This window comes from Nitrosomonas sp. Is79A3, from assembly GCF_000219585.1.
Lineage (GTDB): Bacteria > Pseudomonadota > Gammaproteobacteria > Burkholderiales > Nitrosomonadaceae > Nitrosomonas.
This window is the reverse complement of record NC_015731.1, coordinates 1650026-1666688: the sequence shown is the minus strand read 5'-3', so window position 1 is coordinate 1666688 and position 16663 is coordinate 1650026. Positions and strand designations below refer to the sequence as shown.

The 16663-nt window shown below is 47.2% G+C and carries 14 protein-coding genes; 10 read left to right on the top strand and 4 right to left on the bottom strand.

The window, feature by feature from the left end; genetic code table 11:
- Positions 1–11: 11 nt before the first annotated feature.
- Both purT and queG read right to left on the bottom strand, forming a co-directional pair.
- Positions 12–1223, bottom strand: coding sequence for a formate-dependent phosphoribosylglycinamide formyltransferase (gene purT / locus NIT79A3_RS07720; RefSeq protein ID WP_013965656.1), 1212 nt, complete (start codon positions 1221–1223; stop codon positions 12–14).
- On the bottom strand, positions 1220–2332 hold the full coding sequence (gene queG, locus NIT79A3_RS07715) for a tRNA epoxyqueuosine(34) reductase QueG (protein ID WP_013965655.1): 1113 nt from the start codon (positions 2330–2332) through the stop codon (positions 1220–1222). The genes purT and queG overlap by 4 nt, the downstream gene beginning before the upstream one ends.
- A gap of 36 nt (positions 2333–2368) precedes the next feature.
- Between queG and tsaE the strand changes: the two genes are divergently transcribed.
- The 10 genes from tsaE to hpnA all read left to right on the top strand — a co-directional run bounded on the left by tsaE (position 2369) and on the right by hpnA (position 11730).
- A complete protein-coding gene (tsaE, locus tag NIT79A3_RS07710; RefSeq protein WP_013965654.1) occupies positions 2369–2833 on the top strand; it encodes a tRNA (adenosine(37)-N6)-threonylcarbamoyltransferase complex ATPase subunit type 1 TsaE in 465 nt (154 codons plus the stop codon).
- Positions 2797–4260, top strand: a complete 1464-nt coding sequence (locus NIT79A3_RS07705) for an N-acetylmuramoyl-L-alanine amidase (RefSeq protein ID WP_013965653.1) — start codon at positions 2797–2799, stop codon at positions 4258–4260. Before tsaE ends, NIT79A3_RS07705 begins: the two co-directional genes overlap by 37 nt.
- Positions 4261–4478: 218 nt before the next feature.
- Complete coding sequence (locus NIT79A3_RS07700) at positions 4479–5591, top strand: ABC transporter permease (RefSeq protein WP_041360754.1); 1113 nt, start codon at positions 4479–4481, stop codon at positions 5589–5591.
- A gap of 4 nt (positions 5592–5595) precedes the next feature.
- Complete coding sequence (locus NIT79A3_RS07695) at positions 5596–6405, top strand: ATP-binding cassette domain-containing protein (protein ID WP_041360242.1); 810 nt, start codon at positions 5596–5598, stop codon at positions 6403–6405.
- Positions 6378–7277, top strand: a complete 900-nt coding sequence (locus NIT79A3_RS07690) for an MlaD family protein (RefSeq protein ID WP_013965650.1) — start codon at positions 6378–6380, stop codon at positions 7275–7277. Before NIT79A3_RS07695 ends, NIT79A3_RS07690 begins: the two co-directional genes overlap by 28 nt.
- Positions 7274–7903, top strand: coding sequence for an ABC-type transport auxiliary lipoprotein family protein (locus NIT79A3_RS07685; RefSeq protein ID WP_013965649.1), 630 nt, complete (start codon positions 7274–7276; stop codon positions 7901–7903). Before NIT79A3_RS07690 ends, NIT79A3_RS07685 begins: the two co-directional genes overlap by 4 nt.
- Before the next feature lie 240 nt (positions 7904–8143).
- Positions 8144–8272: a lipoprotein gene (locus NIT79A3_RS18260; protein ID WP_013965648.1), complete on the top strand. Its 129-nt coding sequence runs from the start codon at positions 8144–8146 to the stop codon at positions 8270–8272.
- Positions 8269–9522, top strand: coding sequence for a diaminopimelate decarboxylase (gene lysA / locus NIT79A3_RS07680; protein ID WP_013965647.1), 1254 nt, complete (start codon positions 8269–8271; stop codon positions 9520–9522). Before NIT79A3_RS18260 ends, lysA begins: the two co-directional genes overlap by 4 nt.
- A gap of 71 nt (positions 9523–9593) precedes the next feature.
- Positions 9594–10664 (top strand): phytoene/squalene synthase family protein, encoded by a 1071-nt coding sequence (locus tag NIT79A3_RS07675; RefSeq protein ID WP_013965646.1) that lies wholly within the window; start codon positions 9594–9596, stop codon positions 10662–10664.
- Between the two features lie 76 nt (positions 10665–10740).
- Positions 10741–11730 carry a hopanoid-associated sugar epimerase gene (gene hpnA, locus NIT79A3_RS07670; protein WP_013965645.1) on the top strand — a complete coding sequence of 330 codons (990 nt, stop codon included), beginning with the start codon at positions 10741–10743 and terminating at the stop codon, positions 11728–11730.
- 202 nt (positions 11731–11932) lie between these two features.
- On the opposite strand, the gene parC is transcribed toward hpnA, so the two are convergent.
- Together parC and NIT79A3_RS07660 are read right to left on the bottom strand one after the other, a co-directional pair.
- The gene (parC, locus tag NIT79A3_RS07665) at positions 11933–14317 is read right to left on the bottom strand and encodes a DNA topoisomerase IV subunit A (RefSeq protein ID WP_013965644.1); all 2385 of its coding nucleotides are present in this window, start codon (positions 14315–14317) and stop codon (positions 11933–11935) included.
- Between the two features lie 6 nt (positions 14318–14323).
- On the bottom strand, positions 14324–16282 hold the full coding sequence (locus NIT79A3_RS07660) for a DNA topoisomerase IV subunit B (RefSeq protein ID WP_013965643.1): 1959 nt from the start codon (positions 16280–16282) through the stop codon (positions 14324–14326).
- Between the last annotated feature and the right edge of the window lie 381 nt (positions 16283–16663).

Genomic DNA, 16663 nt, shown 5'->3' with positions numbered 1-16663 from the left:
ATTGATTGAAATTAGTTTTGGGTCGGTATCACCCGGCTGGCGGCAAGTTTAGCACGGCTCCGGGCTTCGCCGGTATCGGCGCCATTTGCCAGTGCCACGCCCATGCGGCGGCGTTTGAACGATTCGGGTTTGCCGAACAAGCGCAGATCGCTTTGCGGCACGCTGAGCGCTTCGGTGATCCCGGAAAATGCGATGCCTTTGCCTTCGAGTTGTCCGTAAATCACCGCGCTGGCACCCGGCGCCAGCAATGACGTATCCACCGGTAACCCTAGAATCGCGCGCGCATGCAGATCGAACTCACTTTGCTTCTGGCTGCACATTGTCACCATGCCGGTATCATGCGGACGCGGGCTGACTTCGCTGAACCAGACTTGGTCGCCTTGGATAAACAATTCCACGCCGAATATGCCAAGACCGCCCAGATCACCGGTAATTTCCCGGGCGATTTCGCGCGCGCGTTGCAATGCCAGCGGTGACATCGCCTGGGGTTGCCAGCTTTCAACATAATCGCCATGCACCTGCACATGCCCGACCGGTTCGCAGAAATGCGTTTGAACGTCACCGTTGGCATCCAGCGCACGCACCGTCAATTGGGTTATTTCATAATCAAAATGAATCACGCCTTCGACAATCACCCGGCCTTGATTGACGCGGCTGCCGCTCGCGGCATAATTCCAGGCTGCTTCCACTTCCCCGTCATGATCGATGCGCGATTGCCCTTTTCCGGATGACGACATGACCGGTTTGACGATACAGGGATAGCCGATTTTGCCGTCAATCGCGGCGCGTAATTCATCCAGGCTGTTGGCAAAGGCGTACGGCGAGGTCGGCAAGCCAAGTGTTTCCGCCGCCAGGCAGCGAATGCCTTCGCGATTCATCGTTAATTTGGCGGCACGGGCTGTCGGAATCACGGTCGCAATACCGGCTTGCTCGATTTCAACCAGCATATCGGTCGCGATGGCTTCGATTTCCGGCACGATAATGTCGGGCCGTTCCTGTTCGATCAGCGCCCGCAACGCTTGTCCATCGGCCATATTGATCACATGCGCCCGGTGCGCTACCTGATGTCCCGGTGCGTCGGCGTAGCGATCCACCGCAATGGTTTCGACACCCAGACGTTGCAACGCAATAATGACTTCCTTGCCCAACTCGCCGCTGCCCAGCAGCATGACTTTGGTCGCTGACGGACTCAGCGGTGTACCGATAACCGATCGTTTATTCATGGTATGTTTTCCTCAGTTGCTGTTCTTTTTGTATTTTGTTGTTGTAATGCCCATTGCACATGCTCGCGCACTAACGCTGAAGCATCATCCAATCGGGCTTGTAATGCTTCAACGATTTCGTTCGCGTAAGGCGCGTTGCCCAAACCGACGGCGATATTGCGCAGCCATTGCGGATGACCGATGCGGCGAATCGGCGTGCCTGCCAGTTTCGTCTCAAATGTATCCTGATCCCAACCAAACAACTCTATCAGCGATACATCATCCATGCCATTGCGCACATGAAAATCGTTTTCGTTGGTGATTTGGGCGAATTTATTCCACGGGCATACCAACTGACAATCATCGCAACCATAAATGCGATTGCCAATCAGCGGACGTAACGCTTCAGGTATGCTGTCTTTTAATTCAATCGTCAGATAGGAAATGCATCGCCGCGCGTCGACCTGATAGGGCGCGACAATCGCTTGCGTGGGGCAAATATCGATACATTTGGAACAACTGCCGCAATAATTTCCAGTTTCATCGTCAATGGGCAGCGGCAAGTCCACATACATCTCCCCGAGGAAAAACATCGAGCCCGCTTGGCGCGACAGCAATAAAGTATGTTTGCCGCGCCAGCCCAGCCCGGATTTTTGCGCCCAGGCCACTTCCATCACCGGCGCGCTGTCGGAAAAAACCCGGTAGTTGAACATCCCCGCTTCAGCTGTCATTTTATCGGCCAGTTTTTGTAAACGTGCGCGTAAAACCTTATGGTAATCGCGCCCCAACGCGTAACGCGAAATAAATGCCTGCTCACCCGTATTAATCACATCCCAGCTATTTTTGGCAAAAGGCGGCGCATAATTCATGCATACGGAAATGATTCGCTGCGTTCCGGGCTCAAGTTCGGCAGGCCGGGTGCGTTTGGTACCATGTTTCCCCATATAATCCATGTCACCGTGATATCCTTGCTCCAACCAATTAAATAGGCCGGATTCCACGGCAGACATATCCGCATGGGCATCGGCAATACGAATGTCGTGAAACCCGAGTTCCTTGCCCCATACTTTAATGGCAGCCGCTAAGGCGGCATAATCCGGTAATTTATTTGTTGAGATATTCTCTTGCATAACGCGCATTCTAAAGATTCTGAGCCAACACAGAACTTGACATATTATCTTGCTGATGAAGCCGCAACATTAGATTTTGGTAAAAAAATGGCTACTTGCCTGCATTCCGGATTGATTATTTACCTGTTTGGCAATCTCGGAGCAGGCAAAACAACCTTGACGCGCGGTATTTTACACGGCCTCGGCTATCATCATGTAGTCAAAAGTCCTACATATAATTTAGTTGAAATCTATAAAATTTCTAAGTTATACTTGTATCACTTTGATTTTTATCGGTTCAACGATTACCTCGAATGGGAAGAAGCAGGCTTCCGCGAATATTTTAATTCAGACTCAATTTGTGTGGTGGAATGGCCTGAAAAAGCCGGTGATTTATTGCCAAAAGCTGATCTACAGCTCTTCTTCAGCATTCTTGAGACCGGCCGCAGTATCGAAATCCGGGCTGGCACAGAAACAGGAAAACAATGCTTGATACAGTGGAAAAATCAGAAAGAAGTGTGATCGCATATCTTAATGGCAATCAAAGTGCGCCCATAAGACATGCTTTCCTGCCATCTTTTATTCTGAGTTTCTTATTTTTCTTGCTATTTCTAAGTCAATCGGCTCTGGCTGCGGACACCACCGTTCAATCGGTGCGTGTTGGATTAACACCCGACTACACACGCATCACATTGGAATCCGATCAGCCGCTTGAGTATGAATTAAGTATGCTGGAGAATCCGTATCGCGTTGTTATCGATCTAAGTCATACGAAGCTTTCCCAAGCGCTTACTGCGTTACCTCAGAAAGTAGACGCTATTGACCCTTTTGTACAGAAAATTCGCGTAGGTCAATTTAAGCCCCATGTTATCCGGCTGGTATTCGATCTAAAATCAAATGTCGTACCACGCACATTTGTAATTGAACCCAAGGAAAATTTTGCGCATCGATTGATATTGGACATTTATCATCCGGATAAAGCTGGCAAGGCCGATTTGAACGCCCGTATCGATCCCTCTGCCATCGCCGATTTCGAAACCGACGTTCTGGATGAATTGGTTGCCACACTGGTACACGACGGCAATAAATTAAAAACAAATCAAACGCCACTTATTCGCCCGCACTCCCCCAAACCACAGCTTAATCAAACCAAGCAACCCGTTAGTTTACAGGCAGCGCAAGCCCGCAAACCCAGTAAGGCGCCACAAAAAATTTTGGTCCCGAGGATTATCATCGTAGCGATTGATCCTGGTCATGGCGGCAAAGATCCCGGCGCAGTGGGTTACCAAGGCACCCACGAGAAAGATATTACTTTGGCAATTGCCAGAAAGCTTAAAGAACGGATCGACAAAGAACCGAATATGCGCGCTGTTTTGACCCGTGACGGCGATTATTATATTTCACTCCCGCAACGGCGTATTAACGCCCGTCGCGTCAATGCAGATCTGTTTGTATCGATACATGCTGACGCCAATCCCAAATCACACGCGCACGGTTCCTCGGTATTCACCTTATCCGAACATGGCGCCACATCAACCACAGCCAGCTGGCTTGCCAACAAGGAAAACAGTGTCGATAGTGATTTGATGGGCGGGATAGACATCACATCAAAGTCAAAAGATATTAAAGAATTGCTGCTGGATCTGTCACTCAATGCAACCATCAATGACAGCGTCAAATTGGCCGAATATGTTCTAAAACAACTGGGTGGTATTAATCATTTACATAAAAGAAATGTTGAACAAGCCGGTTTTGCCGTACTCAAATCCCCTGATATCCCTTCCATTCTGGTTGAAACGGCTTTTCTCAGCAATCCCAAAGAAGAAGAGAAGTTGCGCAGTAAGAACTATCAAGACAAAATGGCCGATGCCATGTATTTAGGCATTAAGAAATACTTTGCAGACAATCCGGCATTAGCACGCGCCGCTGAAATGGCTCAAGTAAAATAAACACCTTTTCCCTTGAAGAGCATTATTCAGTTCAGTCTGTTTCACAATAACCATATACAATAGTTTTTTCTTGTCCCGGCAGATTCACGGCACACTTAATTAAGTTACCCAGGTCTTTGTATAGTTAAAATTTACCGCTATTGGTTATAAACATAGCCGGCTTTACTATGAATGAAACCAAGCCTAATTCGACACATACCAGCCATCCTCAGAAAATGATGAACCAGTGGTATCAACTTTGCACCAGAGAGGGTTATCCACATATCTGCCTGACCGGTGATTACACTTTAACCGCGCTGGAAAATATTTTGGAGCCGTTAGCTGGCGAACTTACCGAACAGGCTGAAAATAAGAGCCTTTATTGGGATTTAACGGGCATTCGACAAATGGATACCGCAGGCTCAGCCTTGTTATGGCGCGTCTGGAAAGCGCAACGGCCCGAACATTTACAATTGCGTCCTGAACATGAAAAGATGTTTAAACGGCTGGAAAGTCTTCCCAGTCTCCAACCGGAAGGTAAACCGAGAGACCTACTATGGCCCATAACCGCTTTGGGAATGTTAGCGCTACTTTTATGGCAACATACCTTGGGCCTTATTATGCTGATTGGTCAATTGCTGATTGATGTTTTTTACCTAATCCGGCATCCTATTTATATTCCATGGCGTGAAATCTCTGCGAACTTATATCGCACCGGCGCACAGGCTTTGGGTATTACAGCTTTGGTTGGATTTCTGATTGGCATCGTAATCAGCTATCTTTCTTCCAAACAATTACAGTTATTTGGCGCAGATATCTTCATTATCAATATATTGGGAATTAGCATTATTCGAGAATTGGGTCCAATGCTGGCAGCAATTTTGGTAGCCGGCCGTTCCGGTTCATCCATGACGGCGCAACTTGGTGTTATGCGCGTAACGCAGGAATTGGATGCTTTGACTGTTATGGGTATCTCGCATAGTCAGCGTCTGATATTACCCAAAGTGTTAGGACTTGGCATTGCAATGCCATTATTGGTCATGTGGACCAGTGCAATCGCCTTGCTGGGTGGCATGGTGGCGGCAGAATTACAGTTAGGCTTAAATTATCAATATTTTCTGACCGCATTACCGGATTCTGTCCCCATAGCCAATTTGTGGCTAGGACTTGGAAAAGGGGTTGTATGCGGCATGGTCATTGCGCTTATTGCGTGTCATTTTGGTCTAAGGATCAAACCCAACACGGAAAGCCTGGGTGAAGGCACTACTTCTTCTGTCGTGACAGCAATAACAGTGGTTATTATTATCGATGCGATTTTTGCCATTGTTTTTTCTGATGTGGGGCTTACCTAGAAGAATGACAAATCCGGAATGCATCATTGAAATTGAGGCGCTATCTACCCGCTTTGGTAATCTTGTTGTTCATCAAGATATCAATTTGTGCGTTTATCGTGGAGAAATACTGACACTGATCGGTGGCTCAGGTAGCGGAAAAACGACATTGCTGCGCCAAATGCTTGGCCTGGAACAACCATCCCAAGGCAGTGTTAAAATTTTTGGCAGCTCCCGGGGGGATCCCGGCTTTAATCTACAGAAAAAGAAAATACGAAGCCGCTCCGGTGTGCTTTTTCAGCAAGGTGCGTTATTTAGCGCATTATCTGTGTTTGATAATGTCGCTTTACCGTTACGTGAATTACACACGTTGAGTGAAGAAATGATTCGTGAATTGGTTATGATTAAATTGGATATGGTCGCCATCGAACCTGAACACGCGAACAAAATGCCCGCAGCCTTATCCGGTGGGATGATCAAGCGGATCGCTTTAGCGCGGGCTCTGGCATTGGATCCTGAATTATTATTTCTCGACGAGCCCACTGCCGGATTGGACCCGGAATTAAATGAAAGCTTTGTAGAACTGATTCTCGCATTGCGCAGTGAAATGGATCTAACAATTGTCATGGTGACACACGATCTTGATACACTGGTAGCATTATCCGATCGAATTGCAGTCTTAGCTGATCAACAAATCATTGTAACCGGCACCTTGGATGAAGTATGCGACTTTCAGCACCCATTTATTACCAGTTTCTTTAAAAGCATACGACATAAAAATGACCAAAAAAATAATCTGGAGCAAACATGGAAAACCGCGCCCATGCCCTCGTAGCGGGCATATTTGTTATTTTCCTGAGTATCACAGTGACGTTAGTCGCAGTGTGGTTCAGTGGTAACAATATCCAGCGCAATTCTTATCTCGTGGTAACCAAAGAATCTGTGAGCGGACTCAATCCGCAATCTGCAGTACACTATCGCGGCGTCAATATCGGCAAGGTTGAAAATATCGAATTTGATCCGGATAATCCGCAACAAATTCTGATTCAGATCTCAGTTGACGAAAACGTTAGGCTTCAAAATACTATTTATGCACAATTGGGCTATCAAGGCGTCACTGGATTGGCTTATATACAACTCAACGATGATGGGGTAGGAAATGAGCAATTACCAAGCGACGCACAAATTCCGATGCGCCGGTCATTACTCGATGAAGTGACCGGATCGGGTCAAGACTTGCTCACCAATGTCAATAAACTGGTATTAAAAATGCATCAATTGCTGGACGATCAGAATCAAACACATGTCTCGCAAATTCTGCAGAATATCGAAAAAGCCACCAGAAATTTTGATGGCATTGCCGGCCGTTTACAACCTGTATTAGAGTCTTTCACTGAACTCACTGCTGAATCCGCTACACTGGTTAAGCATTTGGATCAACTGTTAAGCGAGGTTAATGTTACTGTCGCAAAAATCAATCAGAAAGAAGGCATTTTTGACAGTTTGTCGCATAGCACACAGGAATTGGCAACTACGATTCCTGAGTTGCGTAAAGTGAGTAACAGCATTGCACGTAATTCAAATAATTTAGATAAAGTTTTGCATCAATTGGAAGAGAATCCACAAAGCTTATTATTCGGCCGCCCTCCATCATTAGCGGGACCTGGGGAAACAGGTTTTGTTCCTCCTTCAGGCAATATCCAATGACAAAAATAGCTCTTTTATTAATGCTTAGCGCTTGCCTGCTCTCGGGTTGTGTGGCATTCAATAAATCGCAATCTCCGATTTCTATTTACGATTTTGGCATGCAATATGCGCAGCCTGCCAAGCCTATGCCGCAGCAACCCATGCAGCATCGGAAAAGCTTGCTGATAGCCGATGCAACAGCACCTTCATGGCTGGATAACAATGCAATCCATTATCGGTTGTTGTATCACAATCCTACGCAATCTTATACTTATGCGAGCAGCCGCTGGATAGCAGCACCCGCTGCCTTGCTTACCCAGCAAATACGCAACCGCATCGTTGCAAGTACCAACGAGCAAGTCATTAAAGACAACAGTACTGCAAAAACTGACTATGCTTTACATATCGAATTGGAAGAATTTACCCAGCTATTTGAAACGACGGATGTTAGCCATATTGTTATTGGCTTGCGTGCTAGCTTGATTGAACGCAATACGCGCAAGCTATTGGCGCAGAAAGATCTCAGCATAACCGAAAAAACGCCCACTGCGGATGCAGCCGGCGCCGTATTTGCTTTAAGTTCGGCAAGTAATCGGTTAATTAATGAATTGGTGGATTGGCTGACCGCTGAATTGCCCCATGATTAGCCCTAACAGGCCGTTGAAAAACTATCTGCGTTGCCGCTACGGTGTTAAAAACAGACTCAAAATGCTCATTTATTATGCATAAACTGCGCTTTTTCGCCTGTTTTTGCCTTGCATCGGCTGCCTCAAAAACGTTTTTCAACGGCCTGCTAACACCCGCTGCCAAAATTAATCACGAGTTTGATTAATTTATTATTCTCTTATGTTAGTATCCCGTAAATTTATTGTTTCAGGGGTTTTCTCATGCGTTTATTGACTGTCATACTACTTTCAGCCTATCTACTCAGCGCTTGCGGTCTTAAAGGACCGCTTTATCTTCCCAAAACTGATGAAGCAAGTCGTGCGCCAGCTATTGAAACTGAGAAGAAATGAGCGGCTTTCCTGAATTTAGCTACCGCAACAACGAACTCTATGCGGAATCTGTGCCATTAAAGCAGATTGCTGATGAATTCGGCACGCCATGCTATGTCTACTCACGATCCGCCTTAACTCAAGCTTACCTGGAATTTGATTCTGCTTTTGCCAACCGGGATCATTTAATTTGTTATGCAGTAAAGGCCAATTCCAACATTGCTATACTCAATCTATTGGCACAGCTTGGCAGCGGCTTTGATATCGTATCAGGCGGGGAATTGCTTCGTGTCATTAAGGCAGGCGGGGATCCAAAGAAAATAGTTTTTTCCGGGGTTGGCAAAAATACTTATGAAATGCGCTTGGCACTGGATGCCGATATTCTATGTTTTAATGTGGAATCTGAAGCGGAGCTAATTACTTTAAATCAGACCGCAAAAGACATGGGCAAAATTGCACCGGTTAGCTTACGCGTAAACCCAAATGTTGATGCAAAAACCCATCCATACATTTCTACCGGCCTTAAAGAAAATAAATTTGGTATTCCGGCCAGTGAGGCTGAAAAAATTTATCGATCTGCTCACCAATACGCTCACATCCGTTTTACCGGATTAGATTGTCACATTGGTTCGCAACTGACAGAGCTTGAACCATTCATGCAAGCAAGTAACAAAATGCTTAATCTGCTCGATACCCTGCAATCTCAAGGTCTCGAAATTACGCACTTGGATTTAGGTGGTGGATTAGGCATTCGCTATACCAATGAAACACCACCGTCGATTAATGATTATGTTTCCGCACTGTGCGCCTGCACACAGCAAGTCAAACAACGCCTATTAATTGAACCAGGCCGCTCGCTCGTAGGTAACGCAGGCATCCTGTTGACTCGAATTGAATACCTGAAGCATACGCCCTCACGCAATTTCGCCATTGTCGATGCGGCAATGAATGATTTAATGCGTCCAGCACTTTATGATGCCTATCATGAGATTCTTCCAGTCATTAGAAACAAAGAAGAAATTAAAAATTACCAAATTGTTGGGCCTGTTTGTGAAACAGGTGATTTTCTGGGTCATGATCGCAAACTTGGGTTGATCAATGGAGATTTATTGGCAATCATGTCTGCCGGTGCCTATGGCATGAGCATGAGTTCAAATTACAATACCCGGCCACGCGCGACTGAAATTATGATTGATAAAAACACAACCCATATCATCCGGCAGCGCGAAACCATTGATCAATTAATCGCTACCGAACAAATCTTATCGTAATTTAATGACATAGAATTTGGTGATGCACTCAATTGTAGTAATATGCCTTATCATTTTATGACAAATCAGTAATGACAAGCCTTTCTTCCAGTTTCGATGATGAACAGTACCAAGACCATATTTTGCAAGGTGTATCCCGCACTTTTGCATTAACAATTCCACAGTTACCCGAATCTTTACGCCGTGTTATCGGCAATGCTTATCTTCTATGCCGTATCACCGATACGATTGAAGATGATAGCGCTTTAACCATGGAACAAACCAGGCAGTTATCGCACATGTTTTCCGAAGTGGTGTGTGGAAATACATCAGCCGAAGATTTTGCACAAAAGCTACATCCCCTGCTTTCCGGCCATACAATTCCCGCAGAACATGATTTGGTCAAAAATACACCCGCGGTCATTCGCATTACGCATAGCTTTAATCCTACGCAGCGCAATGCATTGGAGCGTTGCGTTCGAATCATGGCGCAGGGCATGTCCGACTATCAGGAAACAGAATCTCTGGAAGGACTTAAAGATCTGTCCGCAATGAATCAATATTGTTATTACGTTGCCGGGGTGGTCGGTGAAATGTTAACCGAGTTATTTTGCGATTATTCAGAGGAAATTAATAGTCACAAACCTACCCTGATGAAACTTTCCGTATCCTTCGGACAAGGATTGCAGATGACAAATATTCTCAAGGATATCTGGGATGACCGGAAACGCGGCGCTTGCTGGTTACCGCAAGATATTTTTCTTAAAAATGGGTTTAATCTCGCTGACTTGCAACCAGGTACATCCGATACAAAATTTCAAGCCGGATTAGCAGAGTTATTAGGGGTTGCCAAAGAGCATTTACAAAATGCGCTAATATATACAAGTTTGATCCCTCCCCAGGAAAAAGGAATTCGACGATTCTGTTTATGGGCAATCGGTATGGCAATCCTGACTTTAAATAAAATTAATCAGCACCGGGATTTTTCTGAAGGAACACAAGTTAAAATAAGCCGCCGCAGTGTTAAAGCTACCATCGCAACAACCAGTTTGTTTGCCAGTCAGGACTGGATATTAAAGTTACTGTTCAAGCTCACATCCAGCAAGCTTCCTGAAGTAGCTATACACAAAGATACTTATTTGAGAGACAAAACAAATAATTAATAGCCTTTTATCTCTACCAAGTTATTATAATATTAAGCCAATCTAACTTAAAAACAATATAAAAACACAAGGCATTATGAAATCATTGGTTACTGGTGCAACAGGATTTCTTGGCTCTGCTGTTATGCGATGCTTGCTAACAGCGAATCATCAAGTTCGTGTATTGGTTAGACCGGATAGTGATCGCAAAAACCTGGAAAACTTCCCTGTTGAAATTACTGAAGGTGATCTACGGGATCATCAATCGCTAAGTCGCGCAATTAAAGGCTGCGACAATCTATTTCATGTAGCGGCTGATTATCGTCTTTGGGTTCCAGATCCAGAAACCATGCACAAAATTAACGTTGATGGCACACGCGCACTGATCCTAGCAGCGACTGAAGAAGGCATAAAACGCATTGTATATACCAGCAGCGTAGCAACTCTAGGTTTAAAACAAGATGGAACGCCTGCTAATGAAGAAACGCCATCCAATTTCTCCGCCATCGCAGGGTATTACAAACGCTCAAAATATCTGGCTGAACAAATGGTGAAACAATTGACTGACGAGCACCAATTACCCTTGATAATCGTCAACCCGTCGACCCCCATTGGCCCCGGAGACATTCGCCCCACACCAACAGGCCGTATTGTCTTGGATACATTAATGGGCCGCATGCCTGCCTATGTCAATACCGGATTAAATATAGCGCATGTTGATGATATTGCCTATGGACATTTATTAGCTTATCAACATGGAAAACCGGGGGAACGTTATATATTGGGCGGTGATAATATGACCTTGCTGCAAATCCTTCAGACCATTGATGAAATCAATGGGACCCAAAAGAACCGAATCAATATACCGATCGGCTTAATGCTTCCAATGGCATGGCTAATGGAAAAAATCGCATCGTTCACACACACTGAACCACGGGCAACTCTGGACAGTATTCATATGGCAAAAAAACTAATGTTTTTTTCCAGTGATAAAGCGCACCGTGAATTAGGTTATCAATATCGGCCCTCAATTGAAGCACTTAAAGATGCTGTTAAATGGTTTAAGGAGAATGATTACTGCAACTGATGAACTGATGTCAGTATTGTCTATAGTGCATTAAGCTTCAACATCTTTAATCACCCCACCCCTCTCAGTCTTTTGCAACATAACGCCTTGCTGTTGACACAACATGATGTTGCATTAAGAAAGCCTGTCAAAAGAATTTTCTGGACTTTTGTCAATTATTGATCCGGCTAATATTCCGGTCGTCCGCCAAATCAGATCCAGTTCAGAATACCTCAATCTTCTCCGGTTTGAATTTAACCGGTGCCAGCATACCCTTACGTGCCCGATGTAACACAAACGGTTGCAGTTCTTCCCATTTTAATACCCTTTGCAATGATTTATTGCCTGCACCCGTTCCCTTAATTTGCAGCGACGAACCTTCCGGTAGCACCGTCGTGGCAATCAACGACTCACCGTCATTCAATCCGAGAATGATAACGCCCTTCCCGCTCGACAATTCCTTCATTTCGTTGATCGGGAATAACAACAGTTTGCCGTTGCTGCCCAGTGCCGCAATCAGATTGCCATTGGCAACATTCGCCGGTGGCAGCAATATATCCGTTTTGCTCAGCGTCATGAAAGCCTTACCAGCCTTCTGGCGGGATACCAAGTCTTTAAGTGTAGCAATAAAACCATACCCGCCGGACGAGCTAAACAGATATTGGGTATCCGGCGCAGCGGCGCACATCACTGCCGCTTTCACCTTGGGAGGCATATCCAACAAGGAAGCCAGCGGCACACCGTCGCTGCGGCCACCAGGAATGTCCGTCGAGGACAAACTGTAGGCACGCCCCCCGCTATCCAGCACCACAACCGGATAAGTTGTGCGTGTTTGCGCAATAGCCAGTAACTGATCACCATCCTTAAATGACAGTGTACCCATATCCACTTCATGACCCGTGCGTTGACGTATCCAGCCATTCTTAGACAGAATAACCGTACAGGGCTCATCCGGCACGGATGCCGTCTTTGCCACCACACGCTCCGCTGCTTCGATCAATGTGCGGCGGTCGTCGCCATATTTTTTTACATCCGCTTCAATCTCGCCGATGATCATGTCGCGCATCGCTGTTTCATTGTTCAAAACAAACTTCAACCCTTCTTCTTCAGTTTTCAGTTCGTTCATTTCTTTCTCGATACGGATGGCTTCGAGACGGGCCAACTGACGCAATCGAATTTCCAGAATATCGTCTGCCTGAATTTCAGTAATCCCAAATTGCGACATCAAATCCGCTTTGGGGTCATCCGCTTCACGAATGACTTTGATGACTTCATCAATATTCAGCAGTACCACCATGCGGCCTTCCAGGATGTGCAGGCGCTTTTGCACCTGATCCAGCCTGGTACGGCTGCGGCGAGTGACCGTGGTGGTACGGAATCGCGTCCACTCGGTCAGTAACTCCAGAATGTTCTTCTGGTTCGGTCTGCCATCCAAACCGATGGCGACCATATTGGCGGGTACCGTTGATTCCAGACTGGTATGCGCAAGCAACAGGGCGATGAATTGCTCTTGTGGCATGCGCGAGGAGCGCGGCTCCAGAACGATACGTACGGAAGCATCTTTGCCGGATTCGTCACGCACAGTTTCCAGCGCGTCGAGAAACAATTGCTTCATCTGCTTTTGCTCGATCGACAACTCTTTCTTGCCCGTTTTTATCTGCGGATCGGCGTATTCCCCAATTTCTTCCAGTACTTTTTTTATGGAAACACCTGGCGGCAATTCATGCACCACCATGCGCCACTGGCCGCGCGCTTGTTGCTCTAGGGTCCAGCGTGCGCGCACACGGAAAATGCCCCGGCCTGTGGCATAAGCTTCGCGTATATCCTTAGTGCTGGAAATCAATTGACCGCCGCCTGGAAAATCCGGCCCCTGGATGTGCTGCAATACGTCATCAACACTGATCGCCGGGTTATGCATCAGCGCCATCGCTGCATTGCCCACCTCACGCATGTTGTGCGGCAGGCATTCCGTCGCCATACCGACCGCAATGCCGGATGCGCCATTCAGCAACAGCAATGGGAGGCGTGCGGGCAAATCCACTGGCTCCTGTTCTGAGCCGTCATAATTCGGACGGAAATCCACGCTCCCCGCGTCCACTTCGGACAGCAGCAACTCAGCATATTTAGTCAGTCTGACTTCGGTATACCGCATGGCCGCAGGAGAATCGCCGTCACGCGAACCGAAGTTTCCCTGACCATCGACCAAGGGATAGCGCAACACAAAATCCTGCGCCATGCGCACCATCGCTTCATAAGAAGCCGAATCACCATGCGGGTGGTATTTACCAATCACATCGCCAACCACGCGTGCCGATTTGACCGGTTTTGATCCCTGAATCAGACCCAGGCGATGCATCGCATAGAGAATACGGCGCTGCACCGGCTTCTCGCCATCGGATACGGAGGGCAGCGCCCGCCCCTTGACCACGCTGATGGCATAGCGCAGATATACTTGGTGCGTGTATTCAGCCAGATCAATGCTGCCGTCGCCGCTATCACTTCCGCCCGGAGAAGACTCGGGCGGTACGGGCGGCAGCTTGGTTTCCTGCGGCGTCGCTTGCGCCGGTAAGGAGGAATCCAGCGCGTCAAATAGATCCAAATTTTTCATTTTTCGTTAAATATCCGCTTCCACTTCGTTGCCATGTATCGTAATCAATTCCTTGCGTTCGCTGGCATGCGACTTGCCCATCAGGGTATCAAAGGTTCCCACTGCATGTGCCACATCGCCAAGGCCTATCCGCACCAGCCGGCGCGTGTCCGGGCATAAGGTGGTTTCCCAAAGCTGGACCGCATCCATCTCCCCCAGCCCCTTGAAACGCGAAATGGTCCAGCTACCTTCCTTGATGCCTTCCTGGCGCAGGCGCGCTTCTAATATATCCAGTTCCACCTGATCCAGAGCGTATAGCTTGCGTGGCGGTTTGTTTTTTCCCTGTGCCGGTACATCCACGCGAAACAACGGTGGCTTGGCAATATACACGTGCCCGTGTTGAATAATCTTGGGAAAATGCCGGAAAAATAAAGTGAGCAACAGCGCCTGGATATGGCTGCCATCATCATCGGCATCGGACAGGATGATGATTTTTCCATAACGCAAGGCACTCATGTCCACATCGCTATCCAGTTTGTGCGGATCAATCGCCAGCGACACCGCAATATTGTGGATTTCCTGGTTAGCGAGAATCTGCGATTGATCAACTTCCCAACTGTTCATGCCTTTGCCACGTAACGGCAGCACTGCCTGAGTCTCTTTGTCACGACCCGCCTTGGCCGATCCTCCGGCGGAATCGCCTTCCACCAAAAACAGTTCGGCGTTGAGGCCTGTCAGTTCTGAATCGGTGAGCTTACCTGGCATCACCGCCACGCCGGAGCCTTTTCTGCGTTCCACTGTTTTAGCGGTTTTGCCGCGATCGATGGCGTTCTTGATAGCCTGCTCGGCAATCTTCGTCGCTTCCGCTACATGCTCGTTCAGCCATAAATCCAGCGTATCTTTCATGGCCGCTGCAACCAGCTTAATCGCCTCACGCGAAGACAATTTTTCCTTGGTCTGGCCAGAAAAGCTCGGATCCACCATTTTGAGCGCCAACACAAAGCGCAGCTTGGACCACACATCCTCGGCCGTCAGTTTTACGTTGCGCTGCATCAGTCCATGCTGTTCCGCGAAGGTACGCACACTGTTAAATACCACATCGCGTAAACCGGCTTCGTGCGTTCCGCCTCCCAATGTCGGAATCAGATTCACATAAGATTCGCCCCCGCCGGAACCGGCAACCCATGCCATTGCCCATTGCACTCCTTCGCCGTCCGAGAAAGATTCGTTAGCGGCCAAATACTTTTCACCACAGAATGCCGGCGCAATCGGCTCATCCTCAGCAATCATCTGATCCAGATACTGCGCGATCCCTCCCTCAAAATGCCATTCCTTGACATCAAAACCCGTGACTGTCTCGATATTGAGCAACACTTTAACGCCCGGCAGCAGCATCGCCTTGGCACGTAACAAGTGCTCCAGCTCTCCGCGATGCAGTAATGGGGAATCAAAATACTTCGCATTCGGCCAGATACGCAGTGCCGTACCGGTGTTGCGCACGCCGCAAGTACCAATCACCGTTAACGGCTCGATGACTTCGCCGCCGGCAAAAACGATACGGTGTTGCTTGCCTTCGCGCTTAACTTCCACTTCCAGGCGGGTGGAGAGCGCATTCGTCACTGAAACACCCACACCGTGCAGACCGCCGGTGAATTTGTAACTACTGTCCGCGTCGCCTTTGGCAAATTTACCACCGGAATGAATCACCTGGAACACAACCTGTATAGTTGGAATATTTTCTTCTGGATGTAAACCGACCGGAATGCCGCGCCCATCATCTGCTACGGCGACTGAACCGTCACGATAAAGTGTTACTTCGATGTTCTTAGCATGGCCTGCCATCGCCTCATCGACAGCATTATCGATGGCCTCCACCACCATGTGCGTCGGGTCCGTGGTACGTGTGTACATACCCGGCCGCAACTGGATAGGTTCCAGCTTGCGCAAGACCCGGATCGAAGATTCGTCGTAAGTTTGTTTTGTCATGATTGTTACGTTGATTTACGCGGATTCCATTTCGATACTTTCCTCTCTAATCCACAAACTAATTGCGCCAACAGAAGGGGTAAAACATATCATGTTTTAGCCAAGCTTCGTAGTTGAGCTGTATCGGATTGAATGGACGGATGGGCAAATCATCGGTTTATACAGTAAATTGACTTCGAATGTAAAACTAAGATGTACTCTGAACTGCTATACCGTAGATCTTGCAAAAATTGCATTGTCAGTATTCAAAACAGAGGAGACAGTTCTCTCTGTGAAAAGCACACGCCTTTTTAATGTGATATTTTATTTATCAACAACATAAAAAGATGGCATAATCTTATGCACAATAAAGAGAAAAAGCTATGCAAATTGTCGCATCAT

Bases quoted from the DNA above. Each gene is read 5' to 3' on its own strand.
- purT (WP_013965656.1), bottom strand. From the start codon at position 1,223: ATGAATAAACGATCGGTTATCGGTACACCGCTGAGTCCGTCAGCGACC.
- queG (WP_013965655.1), bottom strand. From the start codon at position 2,332: ATGCAAGAGAATATCTCAACAAATAAATTACCGGATTATGCCGCCTTA.
- NIT79A3_RS07705 (WP_013965653.1), top strand. From the start codon at position 2,797: ATGCTTGATACAGTGGAAAAATCAGAAAGAAGTGTGATCGCATATCTT.
- NIT79A3_RS07700 (WP_041360754.1), top strand. From the start codon at position 4,479: ATGAACCAGTGGTATCAACTTTGCACCAGAGAGGGTTATCCACATATC.
- NIT79A3_RS07695 (WP_041360242.1), top strand. From the start codon at position 5,596: ATGACAAATCCGGAATGCATCATTGAAATTGAGGCGCTATCTACCCGC.
- NIT79A3_RS07690 (WP_013965650.1), top strand. From the start codon at position 6,378: ATGGAAAACCGCGCCCATGCCCTCGTAGCGGGCATATTTGTTATTTTC.
- NIT79A3_RS07685 (WP_013965649.1), top strand. From the start codon at position 7,274: ATGACAAAAATAGCTCTTTTATTAATGCTTAGCGCTTGCCTGCTCTCG.
- NIT79A3_RS18260 (WP_013965648.1), top strand. From the start codon at position 8,144: ATGCGTTTATTGACTGTCATACTACTTTCAGCCTATCTACTCAGCGCT.
- lysA (WP_013965647.1), top strand. From the start codon at position 8,269: ATGAGCGGCTTTCCTGAATTTAGCTACCGCAACAACGAACTCTATGCG.
- NIT79A3_RS07675 (WP_013965646.1), top strand. From the start codon at position 9,594: ATGACAAGCCTTTCTTCCAGTTTCGATGATGAACAGTACCAAGACCAT.
- hpnA (WP_013965645.1), top strand. From the start codon at position 10,741: ATGAAATCATTGGTTACTGGTGCAACAGGATTTCTTGGCTCTGCTGTT.
- parC (WP_013965644.1), bottom strand. From the start codon at position 14,317: ATGAAAAATTTGGATCTATTTGACGCGCTGGATTCCTCCTTACCGGCG.
- NIT79A3_RS07660 (WP_013965643.1), bottom strand. From the start codon at position 16,282: ATGACAAAACAAACTTACGACGAATCTTCGATCCGGGTCTTGCGCAAG.